This is a genomic window from Bacteroidota bacterium (assembly GCA_026391695.1).
Lineage (GTDB): Bacteria > Bacteroidota > Bacteroidia > Bacteroidales > JAGONC01 > JAPLDP01.
In genome coordinates this window covers 15,178-35,642 of the sequence record JAPLDP010000071.1, presented here as the reverse complement: position 1 = coordinate 35,642, position 20,465 = coordinate 15,178, and the positions used below count along the sequence as shown (strand labels likewise).

Here is a 20,465-nt window from a genome sequence, read left to right as displayed (position 1 = left end):
GAATAAAAAAGCCACGAGCTTGTAGCTTGAAGCTTGTTGCTTTTATATATTTGATCTGTGTTTTTGATATTTAATTTTTGATTTTTAATTTAACTATGGGACATTTCAGCCACGATAACCGCATCGTCATGACTCTTGACGCCGGTGGTACAAATTTGGTTTTCAATGCAGTTCAAGGCGAGAGCGAGATTCTCTCTTCCATCATCCTTCCATCGCGACACGACACTCTTGAAAAAGTGATTAAGACCATTATTGACGGTTTTAGCCAAGTCAGCAACCAGCTTAAGGAGAGACCTGTGGCCATCAGTTTTGCATTTCCGGGACCTGCTGAATATGAGTCAGGCATCATCGGCGACCTGGAGAACCTGCCCACCTTCCGTGGTGGTGTTGCCCTTGGTCCCGCCCTGCAGGAACAATTCGGCATACCGGTATTTATCAATAACGATGGTGACCTCTTTACGTATGGCGAAGCTCTCGCAGGTTTATTGCCATATATCAATGACCTGCTTGTTCAGCGTGGCAGTCCTAAATATTATCATAATCTTTTCGGTGCGACATTTGGGACAGGCTTCGGCGGTGGCATTGTTTCAAAAGGTGAACTCTTCACCGGTGACAACTCGGCACAGGGCGAGCTCAACCGCATGCGAAACAGGCTATATAATAATTTCAGCGTGGAGGAAAGCACCAGCATTCGCGGTGTGCAACGTGTCTATGCCAGGGAGTCAGGTGATCATTCCAGTCTTTCACCAAAGGATATCTATGAAATAGGCATGGGACTGAAACCGGGCAACCGGCAGGCAGCGGAGAAAGCCTTTGAGGAACTGGCCATTGTTGCCGGTGATTCCTTCGCCAATGCCATTACCCTTTTCGACGGGCTGGTGGTCATAGGCGGCGGACTTTCAAAGGCTTATCCCCTATTCCTGTCGTGCCTCGTCGAGGAGATGAATGCAGCCTTTGATACAGCACAGGGCAAATCCCTGCCACGCATGGAAATCAAAGCCTTCAACCTGGAAGATCCTAAAGAGCTGGAACTTTTCCTTAAAGGCGACACGCGTGAGATACAGGTGCCCTTCAGTAAAAAGAGGATTAGATATGATCCGGCGAAACGCATAGGAGTAGGATTCCGGCGCCTGGGCACCAGCCGTGCAGTGTCGATAGGCGCTTATGCCTTTGCACTGAATAAACTGGATAAAGGTATTCAGTGATGACATCTTTTTCAAAAAATTCCAAATTCCAATTACCAAATCCTAAATAAATTCCAAATTCATTGCTGAAAAATCATGAAGAAATACCTGCTTTTTCTGTTGATGTTGTTTTCCTGTTTTTCATTATTCAGCCAGCCCGGCTGGCGGGATAAAGAGATGGAGGTCAGGGTATTTCTTCCTGACCTGCAGGCAATTCAGAAATTGTACGCCCTTCACCTTGACGGCGATGTTTACACCCTGCCCGAAGGTCGGTATGCCGTTGTATATGCTGTGCCGTCGGAACTGGAGAAGATCCGCCTTCTTGGTCTAAACTATCATATCCTTAAGGAAGACCTGAATGCATACTATAAAGATTTCTGGCTAAACCGCGATGCCTACCACTCCTATCAGCAGATCATTGATCTCGCCGACAGCCTGTCGGACAATTTCCCTGGCATCTGCCATAAGTACCTGTTAGGAACCTCTGTTCAGGGCCGTCAGCTCGCTGCTTTGAAAATCAGTGATAATGTGCTGACCGATGAGAACGAAGCTGAAGTTTATTTCGATGGCGGCACACATGGTGATGAGATCGGTGGTGCCGAAAATATCATCCGTTTTGCCCTCGATCTCTGCCAGGCCTATACCGTGGACCCTTATATTACGAATCTTATTAATAACAGGGAGATATGGTTGTACCTGATGGCCAATCCCGACGGCAGGGCCAACATGACCCGCGATAATGCCAACGGTGTTGACCTTAACCGCAACTGGGGTTACATGTGGGATGCCTCGTGTGGAACCTCTTCACCTTACTCCCAGATAGAAACTAAGGCTATGAGAAACTGCCTTTACGACAACCAGTTTGTGGTGTATACCAGCTACCACAGTGGAAGTGAATTCCTCGCCTTTTCCTGGAGCTACAGGAGTGATCCCTGCCCCGATTATGATCCAATAAACCATCTTGCATCCATATACTCCTCCACATCAGGCTACTCCAGTCTTCCATATAGCCAGGGTTATACAGGTATGTATCCTATCAACGGCAGCTCCAAGGATGCAGCCTATGGCATCATGGGTGCTGTGAGCTGGAGTATTGAAATATCTTTTGATAAACAACCCCCGCCATCACAGATCATGATGTATTATACCTACAACAAACCCGCCATGCTGGCTATGATAGAACAGGCAGGCTATGGACTGGAGGGTACGGTGACCGACCTCACAACGGGCGAGCCCATTGCTGCCATCGTGCTGGTCAGTGATTTTTACCCGGTATATATCGATCCACAGGCCGGCGATTACCACAAGTATGTCCTTCCCGGAACCTTTAGCATTAAAGTCATGGCAAACGGTTATGAAAGCCAGGCGATAGATAATATTGTTGTCACATCCGAAAATTCAACCGTCACCGACTTTGCGCTACAGCCTGCCACGGGAAAATATATTTACCGGCTTATTGCCTGTCAGATACCCAACAATAACTTTCACGATGAAGGCAATACTCCTGCCATGCTTGGCCAGCCTGACAATGTATACTACTCTATCGGTAAAAATGGATGGCTTATCGCCGACATGCAATATCCCGTTCCTGATGGTCCGGGTGATGACTTCATCATTCATGAAGGCGATGCCTCAGCGGAGGGTTATACCTGCTATGCAGGCCAAACGATGGATGGACCATGGACGCTTGTTGGCGAAGGCAGCGGCACTTCCGGCTTTGACCTCATGAATACCGGGATGGTGGAGGCACAATACCTTAAAGTTGTAGATGACGGCGATGGAACATCCTCATCACCTGATGCCGGCTTCGACCTCGATGCTATCGAATCCATCGGTCAAATATCAGGCGTTTACCTGGCATTAATTGATCATTATATCACCGATGAAACCGGCAACAACAATGGCCACATTGATCCGGGTGAAACAGTGGAATTGCATATTACACTCAGAAACAACGGCGATGCTGCAGCCGAAAATATAACAGGGACACTCACGACGAATGCTACGTTCATTAGCGTCTCCGGTCTGCCTGCTGACTTTGGTAATCTCTCTCAGGGGCAGACTGCCGAAGCCGTTTTCCTTATTACCGCCAGCGATCTCACTCCATCCGGTTACTTGTTCAACACCGATCTGGCAGCTACTGCAAACAATGGTTCCTACATCAATAGTTACCAAATGACCTTTATCGTCGGACAAATCCTCGAGAACTGGGAAACAGGAGACTTTTCTGCATATGATTGGCAACAGGGTGGAAATACGCCATGGCTGATTACTCAGAATAATCCTTTCCAGGGTCTGTATTGCGCTCAGTCAGGCAGCATTAATGACTTCCAGATGTCGGTTCTTACCCTCACACTTGATATTCTGACCAATGGTGATATTTCCTTTTACAGGAAAGTATCTTCAGAAGCTGATTATGACTACCTGGAATTTTACATCGATAATATTTTTATGGACCGATGGTCAGGCGAAAAGGATTGGGCAATGGTCACTTACCCGGTTTCAGATGGGACACACACGTTCAAATGGCAGTATCTAAAAGATGTCACGACAAGCAGCGGTAGCGATTGCGGCTGGATCGACCTGATCATGTTTCCACCTCTTACACCTGATCACTTGGGCGTCGTAAAAGGCCTTGTGACCAATGTCACTACAGGGATTCCGGTTGAAGGTGCATCTGTTGGCGGAGCGATGATTACCGGGACCGATGGCAACTATTTACTGGACCTGATTCAAGGCACTTATACCATTTGCGTTACACATCCAGAGTATGATACTCTTTGCATGGAAGCTGTTATCTATGAGAATGATACCACAGAAGTGAATTATGAACTTATGCCTACATCCGGATTCAGCGAAACGAAAGAACAATGGCCTGATATAATTGTCAGGCCTAATCCTTTCAATGCGGCAACGGCATTTATAGTCACTCTTCAGGATGCCGGTAAAATTTCCCTGGAAATTTTCGATTCAAGGGGAAAAATGATAAAAACATTATACAACGGTACACTTGCCAATGGATCCCACACCTTTATCTGGCAGGGAGACGACAGTCACTACCATCTGTTACCTGATCGATTATATATATATAAACTGGTTACTGATAAGGTGACAAGGACAGGAAAATTAATTCTTTCGAGATAATACAGATAATCAAAACTATTTATTAACGTCTAAAATTTCAGAAATACACATAAAACGAATCACAGGACGAAGAATGATGCTGGCGGGAATATTCGCCCTTTTCTCCTAACTTTGACACTCATTGGCCCTTTTATACTCCGAAATCCTTGAAAACACTGATTTATTGTTCTGATTTTTGAAAAATGCAGTGAACACTTTATTAACAAAATCAGACCCTTGTAAAGAAGATTACGCTCGGCAGCATTTACGAAGGAGTTTATCTCATGCTGATCAACGATGGAAAGACAACTGTATCCCGGAAGTTTGTGATTCAGAAATAAATCGATACTTGCTGAAGTTTCTCAAACCTCAATACATTGCAACCCTCAAGAACCCTGGTCATCCACCAGGGTTCTTTTATTTGAATCCGACTGCAGGTAACAGTTATTGTCAATCCCGAAAATCAGTTGCCTCAGGCAGACATTTTTTCTATTTCATGTAAATTATTTGTATTTTTGTACTTACCTGAAATGAATCTACTTATAATATTAATTATTCCGGACCATGAAAAAATTTACTCTTACGCTGATTTTCCTTTTTGCACTTTTTTCAGGATACGGCACAAAATGGGTAGCCATCTCCACACCGGATCCCACACCGGCAAATATTACGCTTATATCGTCAAATATTGAAACATCGGTCATCCGTTTCACTCTGGATGGTTACCTTATGAATGAGGTCATCACTCCGCGTGGCAATGCTTTCATCATAACACTTGATGAGGCCACGCCGGTTCTGGAAGCCGGAGCCCCTGATCTTGCCAAACTCAGCACTTCAATCATTATTCCTGACAGAGCTGCCATGTCGCTGGAAATCATTTCTTCACAATACAAAGAGTTCAACGATATTGATGTGGCTCCGTCCAAAGGTAATTTCACCAGGGATATTGATCCGGCCACAGTTCCATATATTTATAGCGATGCTTATCGTACAAATGCATTCTATCCGGGCACTCTTGCCAGCATGCGTGATCCATATATCCTGAGAGATTGCCGGGGACAGGCTGTTATTGTTTATCCCTTCCAGTATAATCCGGTAACCAGAACGTTAAGAGTTTATACAGATATCACTGTTAAAGTCAGCAGCACCAGTGAAGAAGGCATAAATATTCTGATCCGCAAAAAAGAATTCTCAAAAGTGGATAAAGATTTCAATACCCTTTATAAAGACCATTTCCTCAATGCTTCCACTTTGCGCTATACACCTGTTGAAGAAGAGGGTAATATGCTGATTATCTCCTATGGTGATTTTATACCATACATGCAACCTTTTATCAACTGGAAAAAACAGATCGGCAGACCGGTGGTAATTGTTGATGTTGCAACAATAGGTAACTCTTCAGCTATTAAAACCTATGTGCACAATTATTATGATACTTATGGCCTGGCTTACCTCCTTCTTGTGGGTGATGCTGCCCAGGTGCCGTCGAGTTATGCAAGTGGCGATTCAGATAATGACTACGGCTATGTAGTCGGTGATGACCATTATCCGGACTTGTTCGTTGGACGTTTCTCTGCTGAAATTCCTGACCAGGTGACCATTCAGGTGCAACGTACTATTGAATATGAAAAGAATCCCGATGTATCATACAACTGGTTTACCCGGTCAACAGGCATTGGCTCCGACCAGGGCCCCGGTGATGATAATGAATATGACTTTGAACATATCCGGGATTTGCAAAGCAAATTACTGAACTATACTTATACTTACAATGCCGAACTTTTTGATGGCAGCCAGGGCGGTAACGACGAACCTGGCAATCCAAATCCTTCCATGGTGTCCAATGAAGTCAATACCGGCAATGGCATCATACTCTATACGGGTCATGGAAGTGTCGACGCCTGGAGCACATCGGGCTTTTCCAGTAGTGATGTCAACAACCTGATTAATTATGGCAAATATCCTTTTATATGGTCAGTGGCTTGTGTAAATGGCGATTTTGTTGGTAATACCTGCTTTGCTGAAAACTGGCTGAGAGCCAAACAGAATGGGCAACCCACAGGCGCCATCGCCGCACTTATGTCAACCATTAATCAGAGCTGGAACCCACCGATGGAAGGAGAGGATGAGATGGTAGATATTCTAGTGGAATCCTATTCTGACAATATCAAGAGAACTTTCGGCGGACTGTCGATGAATGGCTGCATGAAAATGAACGACACCTATGGTATCGACGGTGATCAAATGACCGATACATGGAATTGCTTCGGCGATCCGTCAGTCATGGTCAGAACTGCCTTCCCTTTATCTCTGTCAGTCACCTATCCGAATCCTGTTCCGCTCGGAACCTCTGAGTTGACTGTCAGTGCCAATACACCTGAAGGTCTGGTTTCCCTCACCTTTCAAAACCAAATTATCGCAACAGCTTACATCTCCGGCGGAGAGGCTTCATTGACTTTTGATCCTCTTAATAGTCTTGATGAACTCACACTCACCGTGACTTCCTATAATCGTATACCCTACCTTGGCACACTTACCGTCGTTGGAGAACCGGGACAGGTGATAAATCCTACTCCTGCCGACGGACAAGGCATTATCGCTCCATTTACAAAATTATACTGGGAAGATGGACTGGGTGGTGTACCTGCTCAGTATGCAGTATTTCTGGGTACCGATAATCCCCCCTCCAATGTGGTGAATGGCGAGGTAGTATATAGCAAAATGTTCACACCCGCCATGGAACTCGAATTCCAAACCCAGTTTTTCTGGCGCATTGAAGCTACTAATCAATATGGCACCTCTGTCGGGCCTGTCTGGTCATTCACAACAGCAAGGTCTCCGGATGAAAACTTCGAAACCGGCAACTTCACAGCATTCGCATGGACTTTTAATGGTGATATCCCATGGACTATTGATTCAGAAAATCCATTCAACGGACTATTCTGTGCAAAATCCGGTATGATTGGCGACAACCAGTCCAGCTCAATCTGCCTGCAGCTTGATATCGACGCTGTTTTTTCTGTTCCCATCAGTTTTTATAAAATGATCTCTTCCAATTTTGGTGATAAGCTGCAATTCCTTATTGATGGGATAATCGTTGACGAATGGGCGGGACTGACCGCTTACAGCCTTGAAACATACACCGTCACAGCAGGTCTGCATACATTTGAATGGAAATATATTAAAGATGCCGGTGGCTCGGCTGGTGATGATTGTGCCTGGATCGATTATATTTATTTCCCACCATTGAGTGATCCTGAAGTCTTTGCAGGTGATGATGCAAGTGTTTGTGAAGGAATGAATTATTCACTTTCAGCACAGGCTATCAATTACAGTTACCTGGAATGGACTACATCAGGAAGCGGCACCTTTGATGATCCAGCCATACTTAATCCTGTTTACACACCCAGCCAGGCAGATTATGAATCAGGCGCTGTTGCACTCACGCTGACTATTTACACTTCAACAAAAACCGTCAGCGATGAGATGGCGCTGAATTTCGATCCACTGCCGGAGATACCTGCTGCCCCGGAAGGACCAACATACGTCGATCTTTATTATACAAGCACTTCTGAATATACTTCTGATGGCTCTGCCTATGCTGTAGCATTCAACTGGAAACTTGATCCGGAGTATGCCGGCAGCCTGCTCAGCGACGGCACATCATGCATGGTCAACTGGAATAATGGTTACGTTGGTGTTGCTACCATCCGCCTGAATGGTTATAATGATTGTGGCGACGGCCCATTTTCGCAAATCCTTGAGATCACCATTGATAATACCGTCGGATTGGCTGAACAGGAAATGAATGTTCAAATCATGCCTAATCCGAATAATGGACTGTTTAAAGTAACCATAAACTCAGCAAAAGACGAACAGATCAGCATTCGCATCATTGACCTGCTTGGAAATAAAGTATTTGAGAATGATCATATCGTCGCCGACAAGAATTTCAACCAGCTAATTGACCTGAAAAACTTAAACAAGGGTATGTATTTGATGTTTATTGAAGGCGATGACTTTAAGCTGATCAAAAAAATAATCATTAAATAGTCTGAGGTCAGAGATTATAAAATAATTATAATCCCCAATGTAGAATTTAAAAAGAGAATCTTTTTGTGTTCTGTTATGCTCCCGTTATAGGTTATAAATCCAAACTCACACTGATTATAAGTGAAGTCAGTGTCGAACATAATTCCTATACAATCTGAAACATCGTATCTGACACCAATACCCGCCATGAACGACACTTCCCAGTCCCTGGAGCTGGTAATCTCATACCAGTATCGCCCGATCATGAAATATTCGGCTTTATAAAGCTGATAAGGTGTAGAGGCCTGTATCATGCCGCCAAGCAATTTACAGGTCAATGAAAAATTTTTCCGTAAATCCAAACATGCATAGGGACCTGCCATGAAGGTCAGCACTCTGAAGGGATCCGACCGAACCGACAGATTAGTCATAAAGGCATCACTTGCCATTGTGGCTGTTGCCAAAGCACCTGCATCTATGGGGTGAAGATTTAATCCGGCAGAAGCCCCCACCCCGAGCCATCTCTTAAAAAACCATGCTCCCTCTAAGGTTGCGTTAAATCCGGCCATAGTAAATGAACCTTCCTGAAGATCAGCAGAATAATATGCCCCCAGAGGACAAGAGACTCCGCTGCGTACGGCTACAAATGAAGATTTCTCCTGAGCAAATACCGATAGGATATTGAAAGAAAAGAGTATTGTAATTAGAATTGGTTTCATTTTTAAGGATGATCAATAATGATTAAAGACACTCATATGCTGGATATCCTTTCTGATCTTAGCCCTCAGGGGGTAATCATCAACAGCATACCCGACACTGATTAATAAGGCAACGGTTTTTCTGAAAGGAATGTTCAATATACGTTTTACTTTTTTCTCGTTGAACCATCCAATCATGCATGTACCAAGGCCTTCCTCTTCAGCCTGCAGACAAAAATGCTCCGCTGCAATACCGATATCGATTAACGGCCATTCCTTCTTCTTCACAGCTACCCCTATCTGTGTGATTAACCTGGGCTTTTCCATCACAATGACCACCATCACCGGGGCCTGCTGTGTGAACTTATTGAAGAGAATGATTAGATTATAGGTTGCCCTCGCCACTTTGTCTTTAAGTCCCAGATCATCTACAATAATGAACTTCCATGGTTGTGAATTACTGGCCGAAGGCGCTATGCGTGCCGCCTCGACGCACTTCAATAACTTTTCCTTTTCCACAGGCCTGTTGCTGTACTTCCTTACGCTCTGCCTGAAATGAATCAATTCCGAAAAACTTGCCAATCTTGTGTTTATTTAAATGATTTTTTTGACTTCCATCAGTTTGATAATTATCTCAACAATTTGTTCCTTCGATAGCGACTTACAGTTAAGCACGGCATCAAATAAATAACAATCCGCTTTATCACATTTGAAATCTGATAACAGCTTGATACGGCTTTTATCTGTTTCATTTACATAATCTCTGGCTTCCTGGTAAGATATATTATGCCTGGCCTGGATCACCTCCGTTCTCCACTCCTGAGGTGCATGAAGTTTGATATGCAACGACTTTGGATAGTCTCTTGCTATAACAACCCCGGCGCGGCCAACAATGATGACATATCCCAGGTCAGCAATGGTCCGGATAATATCGGTGATGGTCTTCCTTATCTTCCAATCACTCTTGTAATACTTTCTCGACATCGATGACACCATATCATCGATGATTCCTTTCTTCTCACCTTTGAATAACTGACTTATCATTGAAGGGTCCAGGTCAAGTGCTTTAGCTGAGTCATGAATGATCTCCTTGTTCACTACCCGCCATGTCTGGCTTTTCCCTTTACCTTTATGCAGGGCATCCAGCCTGAGTGCCAGCATGCCGGCAATCTCTGTGCCAGCACACCCTGCCTCACGCGAAATAGTAACTACCGGCAAAGACTCATGTTCGTCGGAATAAACCATGTCCTTATCCCTGAACCTTTGTTCCATATATTTACTTAAAAAGCTCTGCATGTTGCCCTCCGGTTAAAAATGTTGTTATTTAAGTATTGCTAAAGTTATCAAAACCTTTGTAGGAACGTCTTTCTGTCAGCCCTTTAACCTTTTCTTCAGCTCTGTTGTATTCTGTTCAAATCCTGGTTTACCTAATAAGGCAAACATATTTTTTTTATAAGCTTCAACACCAGGCTGATCAAAGGGATTCACTCCCAGCATGTAACCACTCAATGCACAGGATATTTCAAAGAAATAGATTAATTCACCCAGGCGTAATTCATCGATGACTGGAATTGTAATGGATATATTAGGCACGCCTCCGTCGGTATGTGCCAGTATGGTACCCAGCGATGCCATTTGATTAACTTCATGCATCCTTCGTCCTGCAATGTAATTCAAACCATCCATATCCTCTGTTTCATATGGAATGATAAGTTCACTGCGCGGCTTATCTACTAGTAAAACTGTTTCAAAAAGCAATCTCAATCCTTCCTGGATGTATTGTCCCATGGAATGCAGGTCGGTTGTAAAACTGGCTCCTGCCGGGAAAATACCTTTGTTTTCTTTACCTTCACTTTCACCGTATAACTGTTTCCACCACTCAGTGAAATAAGATAATGCCGGTGAGTAATTTACAAATATCTCGGTGGTCTTTCCTTTACGGAACAATGCATTACGAGTTGCTGCGTAAAGAGCTGCCGGATTCTTATCAAATATGCTGGATTTTTCATTCAGCTTCATCATGTGTTCAGCCCCATGAAGAAGCTCCCGGATATCAAAACCGGAAACGGCAATGGGCAATAATCCAACAGGTGTCAATACCGAATATCGTCCTCCAACATCATCAGGAACCACATAGGTCTTATAGCCTTCAATATCAGCGAGGTTCTTGAGAGCACCTCTGCTTTTATCGCTAATGGCAATGATACGTTCACCTGCCCCTTTATCACCATATTTTTTTTCCAGGTGACTTTTGAGCAGACGAAAAGCGATAGCCGGTTCTGTTGTTGTGCCCGACTTTGAGATGACCGTCAGAGCATAATCCCTTTTGTCAAGGATTTCCAGCAGGTCATGGTGATAATCTTCGTCAATTTGATGGCCTGCGAATAACACCAAAGGATGTTCCCGCCCGGACCTGAAATGCTCAAAATAACCACTCAGTGCTTCAATGACTGCCCTGGAACCCAGATAAGAACCTCCTATTCCGATCACTACAAATATATCGGCCATTTCTGCCACACGCCTGGCATCCGACTCAATGCTCTGTATCAAATTCTCATCAATATCCCTTGGAAGCGTCATCCAGCCTAAAAAATCACCACCCTTCCCTGTCCTGTTTAAAAGTGCTTTATGATGTTCCGTCATTTCCTTTTGTAAAGAAAATATCTCATCCCTGCTCACAAAATCAAACACCTTACTGATATCCAATGCTAAATTGACCATGATTCCGATTTTTCTTATAAAATTACAAAATTAGCTAAAAATGCCACACACCTGTCTGCATCAGGCAACCCTAACTAAGGTCATAATTTACAGGTTAATAAAATAAATTTTATTCATTAGCCATGTAACTTGCAACCTGCTACCTGTCACATTAATCATAATCGTTAATTATTGTTAAAACAAATAACAATTGCTTATCAATCAGTAATTTTGTCAGAATGAAAAAGCATTACATCATCCTTATCGGGATAATTATTACCCTCGCCCTGGTTGGATTGGTCAGCATTCAGGTCTACTGGATCAGGAATGCAATTCTGGTTAAGCAGGCAACTTTTAAACGCAGTGTCAGTGAAGCAATGTCAAATGTCGTAGATAAGCTCGAAAAAATAGAGATAGCTAACCAGATCCGACAGAAATCTAAATTCTTCGAAAGCAGCAAAGATATTTTCCACGAAATTGACTCTCTTAACCTTTTTTATTATCAAGAGATTGAATCCTTCAGAAATGGCTCAACCGACGAACGTGTCAACGCACTTCTTCAAAAGAAATCTTCTCTTTTTAATGATGTTATGGAAGACATGTTTGCTTTCCGACATTTTATGGATATTGAGAAAAGGATCGATATAAAGGTTCTTGACTCTTTGATATCCAATCAGTTATCAACTAAAGGAATAAACACAGAATACGAATTTGGCATTTACAGTTCTTCAAAAAACAGGTTAGTGCTCAGTAATACAGGGAATTATGGCGAGGAGTTGATAGACAAAAGTTTTGGATATACACTCTTCCCAAGTGATATGTTTTCCCAGCCCGACTACCTGATGATTTATTTCCCTCATGAGAAAACGTTTCTTGTCACCCAGATGGCCAGTATGCTCATCATTTCAATCCTTCTCATACTGGTTATCATCATCTCTTTCTTCCTGTCACTCAATTCAGTCATTAAACAAAAACGTCTCACAGAAATGAAAACCGATTTTATTAATAATATGACCCATGAATTCAAGACGCCTGTGTCTACTATAGCATTGGCATGCGAAGCACTCATGGATAAGGACATTAACAAAATTGAGGGTGTTTCTAACAATTATATCCGGATAATCAGCGACGAGAACAGACGTCTTGGAACCATGGCAGAAAAAATCCTGCAGACAGCTGTATTGGAAAAGGGTAAGTTAAAACTTAAAAAAGAACAGGTAAACATTCATGAGATCATCGAGGAGGTGGTCAAAAATATCGGCATACAAGTAGAGATCAACGACGGTATTATCATAAAGGAATTTCATGCAGTATTACCGGTGATCAATGCCGACCGGATGCACCTTACTAATGTCATCTATAATTTACTCGAAAATGCCAATAAGTATTCACCCAAGAAACCAGTCATTGTTGTCTCCACCCAAAATGTGCCGGGCGGTGTGGAGATATCAGTGAAAGATAACGGTATTGGCATTAACAAAGCCGACCAAAAAAAGATCTTTGATAAACTCTATCGTGTTCCTACAGGCGATGTTCATAATTTCAAAGGCTTCGGTCTTGGTCTGAGCTATGTTAAAGCCATCATCGACAAGCACGGTGGACGGATAAGCATCGATAGCGAACTCAATAAAGGAAGTAAATTTACGTTCTTTATCCCTGAAGGATGACCTCTGAATCAAGAAAATGACTCAAAAGTAATCTTATGACAAAACAGAATATCAAAGTTTTACTGGCTGAAGATGACCGTAATCTAGGGAATATTCTCAAAGCTTATCTCGAAGCCAAAGGGTATCCTACCCATCTGTCTATCAATGGCGAAGAAGCCTTTAATATGTATAAGAAGGAAGATTTTAACTTTTGCATCATCGATGTGATGATGCCCATCAAGGATGGCTTTACCCTCGCCAGGGAGATCAGAGTTATCGATAAAAAAATCCCTATCCTGTTCCTCACGGCAAAATCATTACCGGAAGATAAGCTCAAAGGCTTTGAAATCGGCGCTGACGATTACCTTACCAAGCCCTTCAGTATGGAGGAACTCCTGGCTCGGATGAATGCCATTATCCGTCGCGTGAAGGATGGAAAGAAAAACATGCCCGGAGATAATACATTTATCATTGGCGGTTATACGTTTGACTATAACCACCAGATGCTTCACTTCAGAAACAAAGAGCAAAAACTGACATCCAAGGAAGCTGACCTGTTAAAGCTTCTCTGCGAAAATTTAAATGATACCCTCGACCGCCGCTATGCTCTGACCAAAATTTGGTTCGACGACAGTTACTTCAACGCCAGGAGTATGGATGTTTACATCGCCAAACTACGTAAGTATTTGAAAGATGATCCCCGGATTGAATTAATCAATGTACACGGAGTGGGATTTAAACTGATTTGCAACACATAGTGATCTTTCCCTACATGGCTGGATCCTGAGATGGCTTGGAACTTATGATATGGACAGGGCACAGACTATAAATGTAAATCCCTAAAATAAAAAGGCAAACTCTAATCCATTACTGTACGGATATTAAATTTGCCCTTTTAATGCCTAAAACCAAAATGAAACATAAACTCTTTTCACCTGTGGCTGATTCCGGCTATTGTAAAAGCGTTTTTTCAACGATATCCTTCACGGCAATAGTCAGTAAAAATAATGCCACTATCAGGATGAAAAAAATCGCTTTTGACTTAACCAGCAGGTAAAAATATCTTCTCACTTGTAATACAATACCTCTCATAACCTTCAGTAAACTAATCTTATCCTAAAGATGTTTATTCTATTCTGAAAGTTGCGTTGGTAAATAAATTTTTAAGGAAATTTTGCCGGGCTCAACATTCCTGTGTTAAAAAAAACTGTTACATTACGCAACCAATAACTGTCTATTATCATCTACTCAAAAACGTTCTTTTTTTAAGCCTGAAAAGCGCTACCTTTGTAACTGGTTTTGAACCAATGCAAATGAATGAGGCTAGCCCGGAGATACTGGATGATATTATAAAAGGCTGTAAAGCCGGTAAAATCAAAGACCAGGAAAGATTATATAATCTTTACTCCAGGGGGATGTTTGGAGTGTGTCTTTATTATTCCAAAGACCGCACTGAAGCGGAAGACCTTATGCATGAAGGATTTATGAAAATCTTCACCAACATTTCTTCATTCAGGTATAAAGGCTCTTTTGAAGGATGGATGCGAAAGATCATGATTAATACATCGCTGGAAAAATTTCGCAGGGAAAAACACCTGCATCCTTTATCTGCGATTGATGATCAAGAAGAAGAACTCTATGCTGAAGATACCATCAGTGCAATTTCTGCAGGCGACCTGGTGAAGATGATCCAGAACCTGTCTCCGAAATACCGTCTGGTCTTTAACCTCTTTGCTGTGGAGGGGTATACACATAAAGAGATCAGTGTCAAGCTGGGTATTTCAGAGGGCACATCCAAGTCAAATCTCGCCAGAGCGAGAGTTGTATTGCAACGTAATGTGAATAAATATTTTTATTCTTCTACTAAAAAAGTAAAATAAGGATCATGTCGGTTAATGAAAAAAATATTGACCAGCTTTTCAGGGATAATCTGTCAGGATATGAAGAAACGCCACCTGTTTACGCCTGGGATAAATTGAAAGACGACATTATGATAGCCAGGAAGAAAAGAAGGGCTATCCTTTACCGATGGGCAGCAGTTGCAGCTGTGTTCATTTTCGCATTTATATCAGGCTATTTCTACGCTACTTTCAATTTAAATGAAAAATCTGATGAGGGTATGGCTATTTCCCGGCAGGATGTTACAAAGAATCCAATATCTGTAAGCACTTTATCGGATAACTCTAATGAATCAGTTATATCTAAAGATCAAAAAACCATTGTCGGAAATCAAACCGACCATTCGGTCTTAAAAACACCAGCTGATAAAAATAATGCCATTCCATCTGTTACATCTGATGAAATCGAAAAGCTTTCAGAAAGCAAACAGGAGTATGCCATGGCAGATAGCAAAACATCTGTCGCTTCTGAAAATGCGACATCCGGTCAGGTAGCGGATATTGCTAATCAGCCTGAGATACCTGTAAGTGAAATCCGGTCTGAAGAAACGATCATAATCAAAGAAGAACAAATAGGCGGGGAACAAATCAAATCAGAGAACAAAAATCTACAACCAAAACAGAAGATTTATACGTATGAAGATCCTTTAGTCCAGGACAAAAACCAGGGAAGAGAAAAATGGATTATTGGCGGGGGATTCTCTCCAGTATATTCTTATCGCAACATCAAGATCAAAAGTGAAGATCTACCGTCAAATGTCATAGCCGACGAAAATTATTATGATAATGTAGAAAGCGGTATGTACTCATATGCCGGAGGAATAGATGTCGGTTATTTGTTGAAAGATAACATTAGCCTGCAAACCGGAATATACTATTCGAAAGTAGGCCAGATGAATGAAGATATTGTCGCTTTCCAGCTGCCTGATGATAAGGTTCTTTATTATGCCAACACATCAGTCGGTATCATTCCTTTCAATCCTCTTGCTATGCCTTCGCAGATTAAAGAAGTTTCTGTACGTGACACGGCCGAAAACCTTCTGTACATTAACTCAAACATCTATCAGAATTTTGAGTACATTGAAATCCCTTTGATCCTGAAGTACCGGATATTAAATAAACGTCTGTCAATGAATCTTTCAGGAGGGCTAAGCCCCGGGATTATGATCGGTAATCATGCCTATTTCCAATACCAGGATCAACGCTACGATCTGGATAGATCGGAAGATTTTTACCCGGTGATATACAACAGCGTGGTAGGTATGGGATTAGATTATTCTGTCAATAAAAATTTAAAAGTGAATCTTTCGCCCACATTCAAATATTCTCTCCAGTCCATCAGAAGAGATCATTCTATTGAGTACTATCCATATTCATTTTCGATCTTTACGGGCATAAGCTATCACTTTTAGTATGACCTCATTTTCTTTTTCAAAGGTCATTTCAATCCTTTTACATGAGGTTTACCTGCAATAAAATCTTTCAGATAGAATGGTTCAAAATAGGCCAGATCTTCAAATTTTTTCTCATTATACCGTTGCAGTGCCAGTTGAACCATATAACTGGCTGAAGGCATAAAATCTTCAATAAAAACAATATCCGGCTGGTGTGTTAGCAAAGGTTTACACTTTATGGCATTATCTCCAAAAATAAATAATTTATTCCCGTTCAAATATTCTGTAAAGGAATCTTCCCTGATGATTTCCGCTGCAACCGATTTCACTTCAATATGATCGATCGTATAAATGGCGTCATAAACTTCCATTCTCCTGGCATCAATCATAGGACAAAACAATATATTGATTTGGTCTCCCGGATGGTCTTCTTTGTATTTCTTAATCAGGCCATAGGCCAGGGACTGTAATGTACCGATGGCTACCAGTGGCAAATCCAGAGCATAACATAAGCCTTTGGCTGTGCTGACACCTATTCTGAGTCCGGTATAAGATCCGGGACCTTTGCTCACGGCTATAGCATCAATCTCCTGAAGGCTAATGCCTGCCAGATGGGTAACGTCCTGAATATATGATGTGATTAATGCAGAATGAGAATACCTGACATCAGATTCTTTGAGAGATACTACTTCACCATCCCTGGATAAAGCCACAGAACATACGGATGTTGCTGTTTCCAAACACAGGATGTAAGCCATGTTGTTATTTTTCTTCCTTGAATAAATCCTCCTTATCGACCTTCTTCACCTGCTGCCCATTTTTTAAAAACTTGGTGACGGCACTATAAGGGGCAACAATAATTTCCTGTCCCTCAGTAAGTCCTTCAGTAATTTGAATGTAAGTGTTATCCTGAATGCCTGATTTAACCTTTTGCAATTTCGCAATCCCATTGTCATAAAGGAAAACATACTCCTGGAATTCTTCGGCCTTCTTTTCCTTTTGTTTAGCTTGCTGTTGGCTGTCAGTCGCATTTTCATCAGGGGTTTCTTCACCGCCAGTATTCGTTTTAACAGAGAGCACCTTACCTGTAGTATCTGCACGGGTCGTCACAGCCTGTATAGGAACTGTCAGAACATCTTTCAGGGTCTCGGTTTGGATATCAACAGTGGCTGACATGCCAGGAAGGAAAGGAGTGAATTTAGGATTATCAGCAGGAATCAGATCCTGATATGACTCTTTCAATATCCTGATTTTTACCGTAAAATTGGTTACCTGATCCACACTCACGCCGGTCACATTTGCAGAAGTGGCAATCTCTGTCACCAATCCTTTGAATTTTTTATTTAAATATGCATCTACTTCGATCAATGCAGTATCACTTAATTTTACACGGACAATGTCATTTTCATTAACCTCTACATTGACTTCCATTAAACTAAGATTAGCAATACGCATGAGTTCAGTTCCCGCCGAGAACTGTGATGCACCGGCTACGCGTTCACCTTTTTCAACACTCAGTTTGGATACTGTACCATCAGTAGGCGAGAATATGGATGTTTTTGTCAGATTTTCCTTTGCCTCCTTAACAGAAGCTTCAGCACTGTTAATGGTGTAATCAGCAGCGACAAGGTTCTGTTCGGCAGCATCCACCTCTGCTTTGGCTACCTCGTATGCTGACTGGGCAGCATCCCAGTCAGACTGCGAAATGACACGCTGCTCCCAGAGTTTTTTACTGCGCTTATATGATTCTTCCGCATTTATAAACTGTGATTTAACCTGTGATACTCTGGCTTTGGCATTGGCTTGATTAGCCTTAATAGTGTTAAGGTTAGCCACCTGACGCTCATAGCTGGATATATAAATCTCCGGGTCGATTTTTGCCAGCAGATCGCCCTCTTTTATCTCCTGCCCTTCCTTTACATTTAATTCAACAACCTCTCCTGAGATATAAGGTGTGATTTTAACTTCAGTTTCAGGCTGAATTTTACCATTCGCCGATACGGTTTCTATGATAGTCCGTTTTTGTACAAGCTCTGTACTGACCTTTACAGATGTATCACTACCTATAAGGCCTTTTTTCTTTGCCACTGCAAAAACGGCTATCAGGACAATCGCTGCAATAACGATAATCCGGATTTTTGCTTTCTTACTCATTCAGTTTTGGATTGATATTATTTAGAAATAAATATAACGTTGTAAAAATAATAAATTTCTGTTATTCGACATGAAGCAAATGTGCTTATAAAAAGAAATTCGAATGAGAATAACGGCTAATATGAACGGCTTATTGATTTTTGAGTGTGATTGGTTTTCCCATATAAAAATCGAGAACAACGGTCTTAAATAAATAATCATATTTTGCTTGAAGCAATTCGGCCTGGGCTCGGGTTAAATCCTTTTTTGCCTGATTATAATCCACAGAGTTTATTAAACCTACATTGAATTTCTGCTCGGCATACTTGTATGATTCAGTGGTGGCTTCCACCTTTTTTTCAGCGGCGCTGTGAGTCTTTAGCGCTGCCACTGCATCCGCATAAGCCTGCTGGATGGTTTTTCTCAGCCGAATTTTAGTCAGTTCAAGGGTATAATTGGCATTCTCTATCCCGATTTTGGCTTTGGCAATATTTGATCTTGCCATCCATCCATTAAAAATCGGAATATTCAGGTGCAGCATGAGTGATTTGTTCAGGTTATCCGACAACTGACTATCAAAGGATTTGATAGGATAATCCAGAAATTTTTCATAGGGATTGCTAAAGACGGTCTCACCGGATGCCGTAAAACCTATCGCTGCTGATTCAATAGTAATAGGATTAAAACCTTTATTAAGGTCCTTGGCGGCGCCTGAATAACCGGTTCCCCATGATCCGGATACATTCAGATTTGGACTTAAGGATCCACGGGCAATGGCAAGAGTTTTTTCGGATGCTTGAAGTCTTAATTCGGCACTCTTTATATCAGGCTGGTTTGCAGTGGCAAAAATAAAAATCTCATCCGGCCCCAGCGGAGATTGTGGCTTATCAACCAAACTGATATCCGGTTCCTCAATTTCAAAACCTTCAGCAGATGGCAGGTCAAGTAATTGAGCCAGGGTCAGATAAGCTATATCCAGATTATTCTGGGCAGTGATGACCTGGAGCTCCTCGGTAGAAGCCTGGGCTTCAACCAGTAAAAGATCACCACGTGCAAGTGTACCGGCATCAACAAGCTTTTTAGTACGTTCAACCTGCTGGTGAGTTATATCAAGCTGAGATTGGGCTATCTTCAGTAACTCTTTATCAAAAAGGATCTGCAAATAGCCAGCGGCAATACTCATTGACACATCATCCATAAATTTATCAACAGAATATCTATAAGCAAGAAGATTAAACTGATCTTGCTTCATGGTGTTGTACTTTTGTAATCCATTGAAGATCACGAATGATGCTGACAGATAAAAATTATTTGACCGGACTCTCTCAGTAGCAAACCAATTGGTATAAGGGTCTATTGTCTGCCCCCAGTTATATCCATGCGATGCATAACCATTCAGATCAGGCAGATAACCTAACTTGTCCTTAAGCACATCCTCTTCTCCCATCTGAATATTCAACATCTGTTGCTTGATATCCACGTTGTTTGTCAGAGCATAGTTAATGCAATCCTCTAACGACCATTTATTCTGGGCATTTGCAAGGATAGTCCCCGCCGCAATAACGGCGAAAAACAAAAGAATCTTTTTCATTGGAATCCGGATTTTATTAAAAACTGAATCATTCACTGAATAAATATTATGCCATATTTGTAATCA

Annotated in this window: 15 protein-coding genes; 8 read left to right on the top strand and 7 right to left on the bottom strand. The window is 42.0% G+C overall.

What is annotated here, in order from left to right:
* The first annotated feature begins 95 nt into the window (after positions 1-95).
* From NT175_10075 to NT175_10065, 3 genes are all read left to right on the top strand, one after another.
* The gene (locus NT175_10075) at positions 96-1,205 is read left to right on the top strand and encodes an ROK family protein (protein MCX6235049.1); all 1,110 of its coding nucleotides are present in this window, start codon (positions 96-98) and stop codon (positions 1,203-1,205) included.
* A 75-nt stretch (positions 1,206-1,280) separates the two neighbouring features.
* Positions 1,281-4,328, top strand: a complete 3,048-nt coding sequence (locus tag NT175_10070) for a M14 family zinc carboxypeptidase (protein MCX6235048.1) — start codon at positions 1,281-1,283, stop codon at positions 4,326-4,328.
* A 543-nt stretch (positions 4,329-4,871) separates the two neighbouring features.
* Entirely contained in the window at positions 4,872-8,360 is a 3,489-nt protein-coding gene (locus NT175_10065; protein MCX6235047.1) for a C25 family cysteine peptidase, read from the top strand.
* Between the two features lie 14 nt (positions 8,361-8,374).
* On the opposite strand, the gene NT175_10060 is transcribed toward NT175_10065, so the two are convergent.
* The 4 genes from NT175_10060 to NT175_10045 all read right to left on the bottom strand — a co-directional run bounded on the left by NT175_10060 (position 8,375) and on the right by NT175_10045 (position 11,758).
* Positions 8,375-9,058, bottom strand: coding sequence for a hypothetical protein (locus NT175_10060; protein ID MCX6235046.1), 684 nt, complete (start codon positions 9,056-9,058; stop codon positions 8,375-8,377).
* Between the two features lie 12 nt (positions 9,059-9,070).
* Complete coding sequence (locus NT175_10055; GenBank protein ID MCX6235045.1) at positions 9,071-9,619, bottom strand: nitroreductase family protein; 549 nt, start codon at positions 9,617-9,619, stop codon at positions 9,071-9,073.
* 12 nt (positions 9,620-9,631) lie between these two features.
* Positions 9,632-10,309: a cytidylate kinase-like family protein gene (locus tag NT175_10050; GenBank protein ID MCX6235044.1), complete on the bottom strand. Its 678-nt coding sequence runs from the start codon at positions 10,307-10,309 to the stop codon at positions 9,632-9,634.
* A gap of 99 nt (positions 10,310-10,408) precedes the next feature.
* Complete coding sequence (locus tag NT175_10045; GenBank protein MCX6235043.1) at positions 10,409-11,758, bottom strand: glucose-6-phosphate isomerase; 1,350 nt, start codon at positions 11,756-11,758, stop codon at positions 10,409-10,411.
* A 218-nt stretch (positions 11,759-11,976) separates the two neighbouring features.
* Here NT175_10045 and NT175_10040 point away from each other — a divergent pair, with 218 nt between their 5' ends.
* The 5 genes from NT175_10040 to NT175_10020 all read left to right on the top strand — a co-directional run bounded on the left by NT175_10040 (position 11,977) and on the right by NT175_10020 (position 16,693).
* Positions 11,977-13,404, top strand: a complete 1,428-nt coding sequence (locus tag NT175_10040; GenBank protein MCX6235042.1) for a HAMP domain-containing sensor histidine kinase — start codon at positions 11,977-11,979, stop codon at positions 13,402-13,404.
* Positions 13,405-13,439: 35 nt separating this feature from the next.
* Positions 13,440-14,141, top strand: coding sequence for a response regulator transcription factor (locus tag NT175_10035; GenBank protein ID MCX6235041.1), 702 nt, complete (start codon positions 13,440-13,442; stop codon positions 14,139-14,141).
* A gap of 140 nt (positions 14,142-14,281) precedes the next feature.
* Positions 14,282-14,440 (top strand): hypothetical protein, encoded by a 159-nt coding sequence (locus NT175_10030; protein MCX6235040.1) that lies wholly within the window; start codon positions 14,282-14,284, stop codon positions 14,438-14,440.
* A 256-nt stretch (positions 14,441-14,696) separates the two neighbouring features.
* Positions 14,697-15,263, top strand: coding sequence for a sigma-70 family RNA polymerase sigma factor (locus NT175_10025; protein ID MCX6235039.1), 567 nt, complete (start codon positions 14,697-14,699; stop codon positions 15,261-15,263).
* A gap of 5 nt (positions 15,264-15,268) precedes the next feature.
* Positions 15,269-16,693, top strand: a complete 1,425-nt coding sequence (locus tag NT175_10020) for an outer membrane beta-barrel protein (protein MCX6235038.1) — start codon at positions 15,269-15,271, stop codon at positions 16,691-16,693.
* A gap of 26 nt (positions 16,694-16,719) precedes the next feature.
* On the opposite strand, the gene tsaB is transcribed toward NT175_10020, so the two are convergent.
* The 3 genes from tsaB to NT175_10005 all read right to left on the bottom strand — a co-directional run bounded on the left by tsaB (position 16,720) and on the right by NT175_10005 (position 20,399).
* A complete protein-coding gene (tsaB, locus tag NT175_10015; GenBank protein MCX6235037.1) occupies positions 16,720-17,433 on the bottom strand; it encodes a tRNA (adenosine(37)-N6)-threonylcarbamoyltransferase complex dimerization subunit type 1 TsaB in 714 nt (237 codons plus the stop codon).
* A gap of 4 nt (positions 17,434-17,437) precedes the next feature.
* Positions 17,438-18,829 (bottom strand): efflux RND transporter periplasmic adaptor subunit, encoded by a 1,392-nt coding sequence (locus NT175_10010; GenBank protein MCX6235036.1) that lies wholly within the window; start codon positions 18,827-18,829, stop codon positions 17,438-17,440.
* A 130-nt stretch (positions 18,830-18,959) separates the two neighbouring features.
* Positions 18,960-20,399 (bottom strand): TolC family protein, encoded by a 1,440-nt coding sequence (locus NT175_10005; GenBank protein MCX6235035.1) that lies wholly within the window; start codon positions 20,397-20,399, stop codon positions 18,960-18,962.
* Positions 20,400-20,465: the final 66 nt, after the last annotated feature.